The organism is uncultured Peptoniphilus sp. (assembly GCF_946998875.1).
In the GTDB taxonomy this organism is placed as follows: Bacteria; Bacillota; Clostridia; order Tissierellales; family Peptoniphilaceae; genus Peptoniphilus_A.
This window is the reverse complement of the sequence record NZ_CAMQAY010000014.1, coordinates 1-14491: the sequence shown is the minus strand read 5'-3', so window position 1 is coordinate 14491 and position 14491 is coordinate 1. Positions and strand designations below refer to the sequence as shown.

The window sequence follows — 14491 nt, the reverse complement described above, 5'->3', positions numbered from 1 at the left end:
CCCCTTTAAATAAAGTTTAAAAAAAAGAGCAAGCTAAGCCTGCTCTTATTTTTAAATTTTATTAATCAAAATTATTTTGAAGCTAAATTATTCTTCAACAGAAATTTTTGATGCGCCCTCAATTTTTACATTTGAGTTGTAATATTTTGTAAGGGCCTTAATCATGTAAGCTGGGTCCATTGCTCCTGCTGTTTCATAATTTGAGTGCATTGCAAGTTGGGCAAGTCCAATGTCAACTGCGTGAAGTGAAACTTGTGTGTTTGATAAGTTTCCAAGAGTTGAGCCACCTTGCATGTTGCTTCTGTTGGCAAAGTGTTGCACTGGAACTTCTGCCAAGGCACAAATCTTTTTAAAGACTGCTTGTGAAAAGGCGTCTGATGTGTACTTTTGGTTGGCAGCTTCTTTTATAACAATACCTTTATTCATGAAAGTTCTGTTTTCATCGTCAGTTAATTCCTTGTGGTTTGGATGAACTGCGTGGGCATTGTCTGCACTAACTAGGAAGGATTTTGCCACTGCCTTGTGGTATTCTTCTTCGTCATAGCCAAGAGATGCATTAAGTCTTTTTAGTGTGTCGTGAAGAAGTGTTGACATGGCACCTTGCTTTGTGTTTGAGCCAACTTCTTCGTTGTCGAAGCAAGCATAAACATTTACTGCCTTGTGGTTATTTCCTGCTATAAAGGCCTTTAGTGATGTGAAGGCACATTCCAAGTCGTCAAGCTTTGGTGATGATACAAATTCATCCTTGTAACCCCAAACTTTTCCAACTTGTCTATTTACTAGGAACAAGTCTTTGGAAATAATTTGTTCTACCTTTACTCCAAGTTCTTCTGCAATCATCTTGTCGTAGTCGCCCTTTTTCATTGCGCCAGCTGTAAATAATGGAAGTAAATCAACTTGTCTATTAAATTCATAACCCTTATTTACTTCTCTATTCATGTGAATTGCAACATCTGGAATAATTAAAATGTCTTTATCAATGTATAAAAGCTTTGAAGTGATTTCTCCCTTTTCTTCAACTAAAACTCTTCCTGCTAGAGTAAGAGGTTTGTCAAACCAAGTCCAATCAATTGGTCCTCCATATACTTCAACATTTAATTTTACATAATCTCCTGCTCCTTCAAGCTCTGGCATGCTCTTAACTTTAAAAGTTGGAGAGTCAGAGTGTGAAGCTACAAGTTGGTAATGGTAGTCTGAAAGGTCTTTACCAACCTTAAAGGCAATTACTGATGAATCATTTCTTGTAGTGTAATAATTTTTGCCCTTTTCAATATTCCAGCTTTCGCCTTCCTTTAATTCAATAAAATTTTCTGCGTCAAGATAGGATTTCACAGTGTCAATTGTGTGAAACATACTTGCGCTCTTTTTAATAAATTCTAACAATTCCTTTGAAGTTTCTAAATAATTCATTACTTCCTCCTTTTTGGAATTTAGCTTAATTTTCTATCTTCCTTTGCTCTAATCATTGGTAAAATTACTCCAAGTGCAACAAGTACAAGTGGTGTAATAATATTAAGTGCCATTTGCATTGGGTCGTCTGAAATCATACCTAGCATACAGCAAGCAAGTGTAACTATGAAGCACCAGAAGCCAAAGAATAATGCAATGCCTTGGTTACGAGTAAAGTAGAATTCTCTTTCTACATCTCCTCTATTCTTTCTTAAGAAAATATATGCCAAGAATACCCATAGGTAACGAAGGGGCATTGTAATTGAGTTAAGCTTTGTTAATTGTCTTAAAACAGTTGCAGCACCTGGCACTAGAATTTGTGCAAGGATAATTGAACCTGCAAGGACAATTATAAGTTTAATACCGTTAATGTAAGCTCCATATTTATTTTTCTTAAGAAGCTTTCTTGGGATGTATTGGTTTGTCTTGTCGTCGTCAAGTAACATTCTTAGTGGTGCGTCAATACTTACAACAAGAGTTGAAAATTGACCAATCATGTTACAAAGGGCGTAAATAATCATAATAGAATTGCCAAGGCCATAGTATTCTCCAACTTTTTCAAAGGCCCAATAAGCACCGTTAGCTGCATAAGAGTCAAAAGTTGCTGTATCAGCATTTATAATAGCTGGGTCAAACATCATACCCATGGCAATAGTACCAAAGATAGCTGAAATAATTACCATGACAGCAGCAAAGATCATTGCCTTAGGAAATTCCTTAGATGAATTTCCTTCCATGTGGTTTACATAAGGACTCATCTTTTCAATACCACCAACAGCAAAAACAAGGATTGATAAACTTGTGAAATACTTCATATCAAAAGTTGGAATTAAATTGTCAAGAGACCAGTCCATAGCTTGGTAACCACCATTTGGATTGATTTTTGGAGCAGCTAGCATCATTAAGATGTAAAGAATACCCATGACAAACATACTTGAACCAGCAATAGTTGCTAGATTTTTAAGTGGGTTAAGACCTCTACTTGCTACCCAACAGAAAATTAAAAATACTGCTAAAGTAGCTAGTTGAACATAGGCAGTTGGAAGTGAATCATAAACTTCTGCGTTTTGGAAAAACATCCAGCTCATTGCCTTTAGTCCACCTGAACCCTTTGAAGCTATGTAAGTAATATGACATGCCCAATAAGTCCAACCAGCATAATAAGCTAACTTATCGCTTGAAGTTGCTCTAATCCATGAAGTAACTCCGCCACCTTCGTTCTTGAAGGATGAACCAAGTTCCCCTACCATAAGGGCGTTAGGTATAAAGTAAAGTGCGAACATTAGGATCCATGAAAATATTACTTGAATTCCGTTAAAGAAAACGAAACCGTTAACAACATTTCCAAAACCCCATAAAGTAGAAAATGCCATAAAGGACAGCATAAACCACTTGATTTTCTTTTGTTGTGAATCTTGCATATTTTTTCTCCTCTCATAATATAATTGCATGATTTAAATTAATTATAACCTTAAAAAAATTTGTAGTCTAGTATAATTCATAATCTTAGAAAACATTTTTACATTGAATCAAAAGTTCTATAGTGCTTTAAATCAGTTGGTATATAAAGTTTAGAATCTTGTAAAATACATGATTGTATCCTTTTACAGTAGTGAGTAGATTTTTTGTTTTTAAAATATTTTTAATAATTTATATTTTAAAAAAACAATTTTATTACCTTGGTCCTTCTATCTTCTGGGCTTGGGTTTTTATCTTAACTATACATTTTTTCTATGAAAAAAATTTTCCACAAAAAAAATCCTCGACCACTCGAGGATTTTACTTTAACTTTTCATTGTTAATTTTAAAATCTAATTTAATTTTTTTAAAATTTCTTCTACTCTATCTCTAAGGTCAAATAAATTTTCCCTTATCTCCTTTATTTCCCTATTTACTCTTAGGTCTGTAAAGATGTTGTCGAAGATTACATCTACAAAAAAATCGTAACTTGTGTCACTTATTTCTTCATCTAAATTTATTCTAACATCGCCAAGTTCTTTTTTTGCAACTTCTAATTTTTCGCGAATAATTTCGAGGCCTGAGTTGATGTCCTTTATCTTTCCTCTTTTTACAAAGCCAACTAAGCTTGAGTCTGCAAAAATGTCAAAGATTCCCCATCTACTTGCACTTTCTGTCTCTTTTATTACTGAGTCAATTTCATCTTTTAAATCTAAAAGTGCCTTTTGTGCTTCCTTTATTTCCTTTAAGTCAGACATATTTCCTCCTATTCCGGATCTTCTATTTCATTGGATTCCTTAGATATAACTGCCCTGTCTCCTGGCTTTAAAATAGTATTTCCCCTTGGCACAATTATTTCTCCACTTGGAGTCTCTACCATAATTATTAGCTCATCTTTTCCAATGTGAATGTCCCTTACTCTCTTATTTGCCCACTTATGTGTCTCAGAAATTTTTATTTCCAGTAGGTCCTCTCCGGTGGCATCGAAATATCCTTCGCCGCCAAGGACAATTACATCGCCATCTCTAAGGTAGGTGTTGCCCCTTGGGACAATGCTCTTGCCCTCTCTTTCTATTTTTGCAATTATTATGTTAAAGGCAATTTCTATATCAGATATTTTTTTATTCACCCAAGGAGAAGTTTTTGATACATGGGTTTTTATAAATTCAAGATCTGTCTTGTCTGAATAATAATTAAAGGTCCTGAGAACTGTGTCGTCTGGGTCATACATATCAAGCTTTTTCGTGGCAAAGGGCAGTGCCGTTCCCTGGATTAAAAGTGAAAATATACAAATTACAAAAACTATGTGGAAGATGTCTATGGATAAATTTATGTCTCTATTTACAACCATTATGGCAAAGGCAATGGCTGCTGCTCCCCTAAGTCCTGCTAGAGAAATTAGGGTAAGCTGATTTTTTTTCATCTTAAAGGGTGCCATAAGTCCAAAGACTGTAAGTGGTCTTGCCACTAAGAGCATGAAAATTGCAATGACAAAGCCTATTGGTATAGCCTTTATTATTAAATGTATATCTGATAAAAGTCCCAAGAGGAAGAACATTGCTATTTGGAAAATCGTTGAGAGTCCGTCGTAGAAAAATACAACATCTCTCTTCCTTCTAAACTCGTGGTTGCCAATGTAAATGCCAAGGATGTATAGTGCCAAGAATCCATTGCCGCCAACTAGTGATGTAAGGGCATAGGTTCCTATCATCATTGTGGCTATAAAAACTGAAAAAAGTCCGTCTTCGTCAAGAGATAAAATTTCTATGAGCTTTTTAAAAACAAAGCCCAGCAAAAATCCTCCAATTATGCCAAGGACAACTTGTTGCAAAATTATTATTGGAATGGAGACGCTATAGCCTGATAGAAGTGACAAGAAGACCATGGTCATGGTATAGGCTGTAGGGTCGTTAGAGCCACTTTCGATTTCAAGAAGTGGCGCAGTAGAATATTTTAGGTTTAGGTTTTTTGAAACTAAAATATTTGATACGGCTGCATAGTCAGTAGAGGCAACTACTGAGCCAAGTAACATTGATTCCAAAAAGTTAATTTTTAAAATGTAGTGGCAGAAAAGTCCCGTAAGTATGGCTGTGGCAAAGACTCCAAGACTTGCAAGGCTTATGGATTCCCTTGCCCTTTCTCGACCCATAGTCCAGTTAGTACCAAAGCCACCGTAAAAAATTATTATCATAAGGGAAAGACTTGCAATATTTTCTGCAACCTTAAAGTTGTTAAAATCATAGCCCAGGGCAGAAAAGGTAACTCCCATTGCCAAGAACAAAAGCAGGGCAGGAAGACCTGATCTATTTGAAATTTTTGTGGCTATAATTGCCAGTAAAAGTACCAACGTTATAAGTAACAGATTCATAATTTCCCTTCTTTCTTTTAAAAAAGGAACTGCCTAAGACAGTTCCATATTTTTTTTATATCTCATTTTTATTAAAATACTCACAATTTAAATTCTATTTGCAGATTTAAATACAAAGAAAAGTAAAATAGTCAAAGCGTAAAAGCCAAGTAGTACAAAAAACAAGCCCTTATTTTTATTAATTATAGCCATGAGAAGCGTTAAAAAAACTATCAATATAGCAAGGACAATTTGTGCCATTCTAAGGCTCTCATTTATTGCACCTGCACTAGTCTTTATATATTGGTTGGCAAGAACTGAAATCATCACAAGAGTTACTAGAAAAATTACTATTTTTTCTAGAATTTTTAAAATCTTATCTCTTTTCATTTTCACTATTATAGGCCTTAATGCCTTCTCTTAAAATTCTCATTGCCTTTCTCAAGGAATCAGTGTTAAGTACAAAGGCAAGTCTTATCATTTGCTTTCCCTCTTCTTTGTCTTTGAAAAATCCCTTAGCTGGTGCAAACATTAGAGTTTCACCATCAATGTCGAAGTTTTCAATCATCCAAACTGCAAATTTTTCTGTATCATCAACAGGAAGTTTTGGCATTACATAAAAGGCTCCCTTTGGTTTTTTTACAGTTACGCCAGGAATGTTAATTAGTTCTTCGTAGATAACATCTCTTCTCTTTTGATATTCTTTATTTACAGCTTCAAAATAGGACTTGTCAATTCCATATAATTTTGCAGCAGCTACTTGTTCAATAGTTGATGCAGCAAGTCTGCAGTTGCAAAGTTTATTTATTCCATCGTTAAATCTCTTGTTTTTTGATGCAACAGAGCCAATTCTTGCGCCACAAGCACCAAATCTCTTGGAAATGGAGTCAATTAAAATTAAATTTTCTTCAATTCCTTCAACTTCTCCAAAGGACTTATAAGTATTGCCATCGTAGACAAATTCTCTATAAACTTCGTCAGCAATAATGTATAAGTCGTGCTTCTTTGCAAGATTTACAATTCTCAAAATTTCTTCTTCAGAATAAAGAGCTCCCGTTGGATTAGTTGGGTTTGAAAGTAAAATTGCAACTGTCTTGTCACTAATGTGTTTTTCAATTTCTTCTTCATCTGGTAGAGCAAAGCCCTTATCTGGGTCAGTCTTAAAGGCATCAAGTTCAATGCCAAGTTGTTCAAAAACTGTCATGTAATTTGTGTAGAAGGGGTCAGTTGTAAGAATAACATCGCCTTCATTGGCAATTACTTGGAAGGTAAATAAAATTGCTTCACTGGCACCGTTGGTGATGTAAATGTCATCGGCATCAAATTTTATATTTCTATTTTTATAATAATTTGCAGTGGCAAGTCTTAGTTCAAGAAGTCCTTGTGCATAGGCATAGGGAAGTGGTCCTCTTCTAAAATTTTGAAAAGTTTCATAATAAGTATCTGGCACATCAATATCTGGTGCACCAATATTTAATTCATAAATCTTTTTTCCTTCCTTTTTTGCCTTGTCAGCATATGGCGTAAGCTTTCTTATTGCTGAATACTCAATTTTTTCAATTCTTTCTGATAATTTCATCTTTTCTCCCTTCATTGCCATCTTAGGTCCGGTCCAAAAAATCTAATTGGCACAAATTTTTGAAAAACCCTGGAAAAAACTCTATCAGTGTAAGTTTCTGAAAGTTCCTTGGGTGATAAATTTGTGGAAATTAAAGTTTTCTTGCCTCTTAATAGTCTTGTGTTTATAATGTTAAAAATTTCTGAGGTTGTAAAAGAATTTACAAACTCAATACCAAGATCATCTACGATTAAAAGATCGGACTCAAAGTACAAATCATACCTATCGTCATCTATATTTTTAAATTTTCTATCTTCAATTGTCTTTAAAACTTCATATGCAGTTTGATAAATAACTATGACATCCTTATTTATAAGTTCAGCTGCTATAGAGTTAAGTAAAAAGGTCTTGCCCTGACCAGTTGGTCCCCAAAGGAGCAAATTCAAATCATTCTTCTCATCAAAGGTCTTGATAAAATTCTTTGAAAGGGCGAGAATATTTCTCATATTTTCTCTTGGAGACATCTTATATTTTTCATAAACCTTTTCAGAAAAAATATTCAAGTCAAATTTGTCAAAATTTTCCTTTTCAAGCATGTAAGAAATAGAGGACATATCATATAGCTCTGAGACAATTAATCTCTTTAAGCAGTGACATTTCTCATTGTCTTCCTTTATTCCTGTGTCGTGACAATCCTTGCAAGTGTAAATCTCACTTAGATAATCTCTAGGATAGCCCATTTTCTCTAAAAAGTCCATCTTTTTGAGCTTTAAATTATAAATTTTTTCCGATTCCTCAAGGGACTTGTCCTGGTTTGGATTTTTAATCTGCTCAATTGATGCCCGAAGGGCAATATCTCTTATTAATCCATCAATTTCTCTTATTTCAGGAATTTTTTTGTAAATTTCTTCCAATCTCTTTTCCTGAATTTCTGCATTTTTCCTTCTCAGGTTTTCGTAATAATTACTTATCTTTGCCGTCAGTTCCATAATCTACACCTAATTTTTTAAAGCCTTCACGCTGTTTTCTCATTGCCACATTAAAAAGTTCTTCTTCAGAATACTTGTCAGTTATTTGCTTAAAATTGTGAAAAGCAGTTGGCTTTCTCTTCTTTTTCTTTTGATCCTTATCTTCGATTTCTTCCACAGAATTTATGCCAAGCTCTTTCCATTTTCTAAGAATGGCGTCAACATAGCTGACATTGGGCTTGGAAATTTTTGAAGTTCTGTTGCAGGCAGCAAGAATAAGATCCTTTGAAAAATTAAATTCGTCAAACCAAGAATTAATAATATTAAAATCAGCTTGAGAGAATTTTTTGTCCACGCCAATATAGCGCATAACCTTTTTATACCTGTAATATTTTAGGTCGTGCTCAATGTAGGACTTCTCCACATCTTCCATGGTCCTAATGTTGTCTCTGGACCAATTTCTTACTACTTGTTCAACATAGGAAATATTGTAGATTCCCTTAATTTCTGTTGTGTAAAAAAATGCCTCTTCAATTAAATCTGCTGGCATATTGTAAGAAGTTATCCAATTTATTATGTCAATTTTTTTCATTGGAGCAATGGGCTCTCTCATTAAAAATTCAGCCCTTGTCAGTAGGTTGGCATAGGTTGGATTTTCTACAATTTCTGAATAGCCCTTTTCATCCTTTTTCTCTTCCTTTAAGTTGTAGACATTGTTGATGTAAAGTTCCTTTAAATTTATAAACTTTACCTTGTCGCCTTCAAGCTCAACTATGCCCATTTTTTGCCAGTACTGCCAAGCCCTAAATACATCTGACTCCAGTATGCCAAGGTAATCGGCGAGCTTTTCGTTAGTGATGTCTTCTCTATTTTCTCTGGCAAATTTGTAGCCTAAAATATAAACTTTTACAAATTCGCCATTGGCGCCAGGCATAAAATCATTTATAAAAATATTTTCTAGGGAAGTTTCTCCTAGGTCGTATTTATTTTTTTCTAGTAAAAACATATCTCACCAATCTCTTTCCAGGTCTAATTCCATTTTTATGGCATAGTTATAAGTTCTGTTAAAAATAATTTTAAAGGAGTCCCAGTGCTTTATAAAATCAGGATTATTTTCGTCGTAATTGCCATTGGTAAAGCGCATTAGAAATTTATTTTTCTCCTTAAAGCCCAGACTCTTATAAACTTTTATGGCTCTCTCATTATAAGTTGCGGCAAATAAAATTATCTTTCTAAAGCCTCTCTTTTTTAAGTCATCTAAAAAGATCTTTAAAATTTTTTTGCCAATGCCCCTATTTGTATAATTTGAATCGAGAACTATTCCCAGTTCTCCTCTTTTTAAAAATTTGCTGATGTTTTTTAAAGAAAGGTAGCCAATAATTTTTTCTTCAAGGAGAACTACATAGTATTCAGAAAATGGTCTATTGGTCTTCCACCTGTACCAATCCTCAATATCTTTATCTCTCTCTTCAAGAAAATTATATTCTAAAAATAAAATTGAATCATGTCTTCCCCAATTTCTAAAAGTAAAAACATCCTCTAAAGTCATTTTTCTAAAAGTAAGAGCTGAAAAATTTTCCATAGGAGCCTCCTGCAAGTTATTATATACTATTTTCCCAACTCTATAAAGAAGTATCGCTTTTTTAAATTTTTTCTTCACAATTTATCTTTTCTTATATAAAGTTTAATTTTATTTCATTTTTTTTATTTTATGTTAAAATAAGGTAAGGTAAATAAAAAAAATTATACAATTCGTAACGGGGAGAACTTTTATGAGAAAAAATGAAAATTTAGATGAAATTGATATCGAAATTTTGGAACTCTTGAGAAAAAACGGAAGGATGAGCCACGAAGATATTTCTAAGAAATTAAATCTTACAAGACCTGCCATCCATAGAAGAATATATAAGATGGAAGACGCTGGCTTTATTAAGGGCTACAAGGTCCTAGTTGATTGGCAAAAAATCGGCTACAATGTAGACACTTATGTACTTGCCAAGGTAAATACAAATGACTTCAAGGGACTAATCTCTAAGATCATGGAAATAAAAGATGAAAAATTTAAAATTTTTGAATGCTACAGAGTCACTGGCGAGCACTGCATTATGCTTCGCATAAAAACTGTAAACACTTCCGACCTCACTAGGTTTTATGATATGATTTTAAAGATAGATGGAATACTTGACACGAAAACTCTATTGATTTTGTACTCAGAAAAGGGAAATGACGAAATTTTTACAAAAATTGATAAAGAATAAAGGATGGTTTTATGGAAGATAAAATACTTGTAGTAGACGATGAATCTGCAATATCTGATATTATAAAATTTAATTTTGAAAAGGAAGGTTACATCATCGACACTGCCGACAACGGCAAAAGTGCCATTGAGCTTGCAAGTGAAAATAATTACGATTTAATTCTACTTGACATAATGATGCCAAAATTAAATGGCTTTGAAACCTTAAGAGAAATTAGAAAGTCTTCTGATGTGCCTGTCATTATGCTGACAGCAAGAGAAGACGAAGTGGATAAGGTCCTTGGTCTTGAACTTGGGGCAGACGACTATGTAGTTAAGCCCTTCTCTATGAGAGAACTCCTTGCCAGAGTCAAGGCAGTACTAAGGCGCTTTGATGCCCAAGAAAAAAAGGAAGAGGACACAAGAGTTTTAAAGGTAATGGACCTTGAAATCGACTTAAATAAATACCAAGTTAGAAGAAAGGGCGAAAATATTGAGTTGACTCTTCGCGAGTTTGAACTTTTAAAATATTTAGCTTCACACCCAGGCATTGTTTTTTCAAGAGAAGAACTCCTTGAAGAAGTTTGGGAATATGAATACTATGGCGATATAAGAACAGTGGATGTAACTGTGAGAAGACTCCGCGAAAAAATCGAAGATGAAAATAAAGACTTTAAATACATCAAGACTAAAAGAGGAGTTGGATACTTATTCGCATCAGATAATGGTGAAGGCTAATGAATCACTCTATTAAATCGAGATTTATTTTAATTTATGTTGTACTTGTTTTGATTTCCATGTTTATTGCATCTACCTTTATAATCGATAGGCTTGAAAATGTGCAAATCGAAACTGCAACTACTGCCATGGTAAAAACCATGGACACCCTTGCAACTACAACATCAGCTTTTTTTAAAGATAATAATTACAAAACACTACCCCAGCTTGACCAAACTCTAAAAGACTGGGGTATTTCCAGTGAAGAATCTGCCTACATCATATCCTCTGACCAGGCTCCAAAAATTCTTGCCTCCACAAAAAATATTTCCTCAAAGGATTCCCTAGATGCCTATTCCTTAAAGTTCATTGAGCCAAAACTTGTCATGGACGCACTAAAGGGCAAGACTCGCGAAAAAATTGTGGAATACAAAAATGAAGGCAATGTTGAAAAACATATTGCTAGACCAATTTTGTCTGGCGACGGAAAAATTCTTGCCATTATTTATATGACGAGAAACTTAAATTCTATTTACTCTGTAATCGAGGACTCCAAGGTAATAATTACTTACGCAACAATAATTTCTCTTATCACAACTGCAATTTTGGGATATTTTATTGCCAACTCCATTACAGGTCCCATTCGTACTCTCACAAAAAAGGCCAAGGCCATGGCTAAGGGTAACTTTAACCAAAGCGTTGAAGTTAAAAGCGACGACGAAATTGGCGAACTTGGTCTCATGTTTAACTTCTTAACAAAGGAACTTCGCGAAACTATCGAGAAGATGGACCTTGAAAGGTCAAAACTTGACACAATTTTTAACTACATGGCTGAAGGCGTAATAGCCATTGACAGGAACAACAAACTAATTCACGCCAATTCCATTGCCAAGAAAATTTTAAATATTTCTGAAAAGGACTTTAAGCGTGAAATAAATTTAAAGAGTATAAATCTCTACAACATTGATTACAAAAAGGAAGAGACTTTAAAGGGTGAAGAGCTTACAAAAATTTCTGACACCTTTTACAAAATTAAGTACGCGCCCTACAAGTCTGATGCTCTTATAAATTCTGGACTAATAATAGTTCTTCAAGATGTAAATAAAGACCACATGCTTGACATTATGCGTAAAGAATTTGTGGCAAATGTAAGTCACGAGCTAAAGACTCCTATTACAACTATAAAATCCTACACAGAAACTCTTCTTGATAGCGACTTAGATAGGACCTCTGAAAAGAAATTCTTAAAGGTCATCGACAGAGAAAATTCAAGAATGTCTAGGATTGTAACAGACCTATTATCTCTATCAAATATTGACTACAACAAGGACAACTTGAAGCTTGTGAAGTTTGACACCTACGAGTTTATTGACGAGGCAATTGAGTCTCAATCCCTATTAATCAGCCAAAAAAATCACAAAATTGAACTTGACATAGCCATGGATGTAAAAGACATTTATGCCGACAGAAATGGGGCAGACCAAATTCTTACAAATATTATCTCCAACGCCTGCAAGTACACTCCTGATAATGGAAAAATTTCTATCACTGCAAAAAATCTTGATGACTTTGTTGAGATAAGAGTATCTGACAACGGCATAGGCATACCTAAGGAAGACTTGCCGCGAATTACAGAAAGGTTTTACCGCGTTGAAAAGGGAAGAAGTAGGGAAATGGGCGGCACTGGTCTAGGCCTTTCTATTGCCAATGAAATGATAAAATCCCTTGGTGGAAGTCTAAAAGTTGAATCAGTTTTTGGCGAGGGCACAAGCATTAGGCTCCTATTTAAAGCAGGTGATGAAGATGAAGAAATTTCATAGATCTTTATCCACCACTGCCATAATTTTTTTGATTCTACTCTTAGTTTTTCAATCAAAAAATCTTTGGCTTTCCTTTGACACAAGGGACGAAAGCGAAAAATCCATTGGCGATGTAAATGAATTTTTAAAGGAAATTTTAACTCCCCAAAGGATTATTGCAAACTTTGGCGAGAGAGACCACTATGTGACAACTGACCTAGGAGAATATTGGAAGGAAACTGCCGAAGATATTTCTGAAAAACTGCAAAGGGCAACTTCTGAAAATTTAAAATTAATTGACACTGAAGAGTATTTAAACCTTCAAAAGCAAAAGTCCCTTGTTTTTAAATTTAATTCGCCCCTATCTGGCTCTGTTTTTGTAAATTTAATTGGCGACGACAGAAATTCCAACGACATAAACCTAAGCGTTGACTCCATTTATATTTCTGACACTGGAGAAATTTACATCTCTGGCAGCAAGAATTTTTACAAGCTAATTGACATAAAGGTGGACTTTCCCATTGACCATATCCTTACTGAAGTAAAGGCTAAGGGTCTTCGTGCCATAAACTTTTATGAGGCCTATGGAATTAAAAAGGACATCTACATTCCCGACGAGGACTACCTGTCTCTTCAAAAGGTTTCCTATGTGTCTGGTCTAAATAATTTGGAAGAGGACAAGAAGTCAACTCTTGCCGAAAGATTTTTAGATGTGCCCATTGATTACATTAGAGAATTAACTGTAGACGGCAAAAACACTTACATCTATGAAAATGAGTACCTCTCTCTTTCCTCTGAAGGCATAATAGAATATTCTCTTGAATCACTTTTTGATGTGAAGTCAAGAGACCTCAATAAGTGCCTAGATAGGGCTGTGGAATTTATTGCCCAAAAAACTGGCATAAGCTCAGGAATTTATCTTGAAAAAATTGAGCCCTGCGACTACAACGAAAACCTTGGCTACAGATTTTTCTTTAACTTAAAGGACGGACAAATACCTCTAGTCCTCCCTTCAAAGGAGCACAGCTTTATAGAAATTGATGTCTACTCTGAATTTGTAAAAAATTATCGTGAGTACTACATCAGAAAGGACGACAACCCTATTTACAAGAGAGAAAAAATTTATCTAGAAGCCATTCACAGGATTATAAATAAAAATAGGGACCTCTTTGACTACAAAAAAACTATGGATGTCCTAGCTTCTGTAGACAATTTAAACCTTGTCTACCTAAGCTTTAATAGCCAGGAGGCAGAGGCACCAATGCTTGTCTACGAGATGACTTATATGGGAAATATTTATTATTTTAACACTGAAAGTGGAAAGCTAATGATGGTAAGGTAATATTATGGATTGGAAAAAAATAAAAAAAATTTTAATAATAGCCCTCTTAGTTGCCAATGCAATTTTGTTTTTCTACTCAAATTACAATAATTTTAGGCTGAGAAACGAATCCACTAGAAGAGATTTTATTAGGGAAGTAACTGACCTCTTGGCAGAAAAAAATATAAGTCTTGAAACAAAAATCCCAAGACGAAGGAAAAAACTTCCTTCAGTCCTAGTTTCCTTTGAAACTTCATCCGAAGAAGACATCAATGACAGATACTTTAGGGGCAAGGGCAAGGTGGCAAGACCAAGTACAGACCTTGCAGAGATTTCTCTTGGCGACGAATATGTAAACCTTGTTAATGGCAGGAGAGCCTTCTACGAAAATAGAAACAAGAAAAATAAATATAAGATAGATAACCTTGAAGATGCACAAAATATTGCCCAAAAATTTTTATTGGAGAAAAAATATGACACCAGAGACATTTATCTCTCCTACTACCAAATAGATGGCGACAAATATATTTTAAATTACACAAAAGTTTTTGACTCCATACCCCTTGAGTCTTCCTACACAAATTTTGTCATCGACTCAAGAGGTGTCATGTCCATGGATAGACTTTGGTTAAATGTCT

At 34.5% G+C, this 14491-nt stretch carries 14 protein-coding genes; 5 read left to right on the top strand and 9 right to left on the bottom strand.

Annotation, left to right across the window (positions count from 1 at the left end):
- Positions 1-87: 87 nt before the first annotated feature.
- The 9 genes from Q0U74_RS05350 to Q0U74_RS05310 all read right to left on the bottom strand — a co-directional run bounded on the left by Q0U74_RS05350 (position 88) and on the right by Q0U74_RS05310 (position 9362).
- Positions 88-1410, bottom strand: coding sequence for a M18 family aminopeptidase (locus tag Q0U74_RS05350; RefSeq protein ID WP_297393083.1), 1323 nt, complete (start codon positions 1408-1410; stop codon positions 88-90).
- Positions 1411-1430: 20 nt separating this feature from the next.
- The gene (locus Q0U74_RS05345) at positions 1431-2870 is read right to left on the bottom strand and encodes an APC family permease (protein WP_297393082.1); all 1440 of its coding nucleotides are present in this window, start codon (positions 2868-2870) and stop codon (positions 1431-1433) included.
- Between the two features lie 390 nt (positions 2871-3260).
- The gene (locus Q0U74_RS05340; protein ID WP_297393081.1) at positions 3261-3665 is read right to left on the bottom strand and encodes a hypothetical protein; all 405 of its coding nucleotides are present in this window, start codon (positions 3663-3665) and stop codon (positions 3261-3263) included.
- A gap of 8 nt (positions 3666-3673) precedes the next feature.
- Complete coding sequence (locus Q0U74_RS05335) at positions 3674-5275, bottom strand: potassium/proton antiporter (protein WP_297393079.1); 1602 nt, start codon at positions 5273-5275, stop codon at positions 3674-3676.
- Between the two features lie 87 nt (positions 5276-5362).
- The gene (locus tag Q0U74_RS05330; protein WP_297393078.1) at positions 5363-5644 is read right to left on the bottom strand and encodes a hypothetical protein; all 282 of its coding nucleotides are present in this window, start codon (positions 5642-5644) and stop codon (positions 5363-5365) included.
- A complete protein-coding gene (locus Q0U74_RS05325) occupies positions 5631-6833 on the bottom strand; it encodes a pyridoxal phosphate-dependent aminotransferase (RefSeq protein WP_297393077.1) in 1203 nt (400 codons plus the stop codon). The genes Q0U74_RS05330 and Q0U74_RS05325 overlap by 14 nt, the downstream gene beginning before the upstream one ends.
- Before the next feature lie 11 nt (positions 6834-6844).
- Positions 6845-7801, bottom strand: a complete 957-nt coding sequence (locus tag Q0U74_RS05320) for an ATP-binding protein (protein WP_297393076.1) — start codon at positions 7799-7801, stop codon at positions 6845-6847.
- Positions 7776-8786, bottom strand: coding sequence for a DnaD domain protein (locus tag Q0U74_RS05315; protein WP_297393075.1), 1011 nt, complete (start codon positions 8784-8786; stop codon positions 7776-7778). The genes Q0U74_RS05320 and Q0U74_RS05315 overlap by 26 nt, the downstream gene beginning before the upstream one ends.
- 3 nt (positions 8787-8789) lie before the next feature.
- Positions 8790-9362: a GNAT family N-acetyltransferase gene (locus tag Q0U74_RS05310; protein WP_297393074.1), complete on the bottom strand. Its 573-nt coding sequence runs from the start codon at positions 9360-9362 to the stop codon at positions 8790-8792.
- Positions 9363-9552: 190 nt separating this feature from the next.
- On the opposite strand from Q0U74_RS05310, the gene Q0U74_RS05305 reads away from it, so the two are divergent.
- From Q0U74_RS05305 to Q0U74_RS05285, 5 genes are all read left to right on the top strand, one after another.
- On the top strand, positions 9553-10038 hold the full coding sequence (locus Q0U74_RS05305) for an Lrp/AsnC family transcriptional regulator (protein WP_019125379.1): 486 nt from the start codon (positions 9553-9555) through the stop codon (positions 10036-10038).
- An 11-nt stretch (positions 10039-10049) separates the two neighbouring features.
- Positions 10050-10754: a response regulator transcription factor gene (locus tag Q0U74_RS05300; RefSeq protein WP_297393072.1), complete on the top strand. Its 705-nt coding sequence runs from the start codon at positions 10050-10052 to the stop codon at positions 10752-10754.
- The gene (locus Q0U74_RS05295; RefSeq protein ID WP_297393071.1) at positions 10754-12553 is read left to right on the top strand and encodes an ATP-binding protein; all 1800 of its coding nucleotides are present in this window, start codon (positions 10754-10756) and stop codon (positions 12551-12553) included. The genes Q0U74_RS05300 and Q0U74_RS05295 overlap by 1 nt, the downstream gene beginning before the upstream one ends.
- Positions 12537-13874, top strand: coding sequence for a hypothetical protein (locus Q0U74_RS05290; RefSeq protein WP_297393070.1), 1338 nt, complete (start codon positions 12537-12539; stop codon positions 13872-13874). The genes Q0U74_RS05295 and Q0U74_RS05290 overlap by 17 nt, the downstream gene beginning before the upstream one ends.
- Positions 13875-13878: 4 nt before the next feature.
- Positions 13879-14491, top strand: a 613-nt coding sequence (locus tag Q0U74_RS05285; protein ID WP_297393069.1) for a hypothetical protein, incomplete at its 3' end; no start/stop codon positions are given.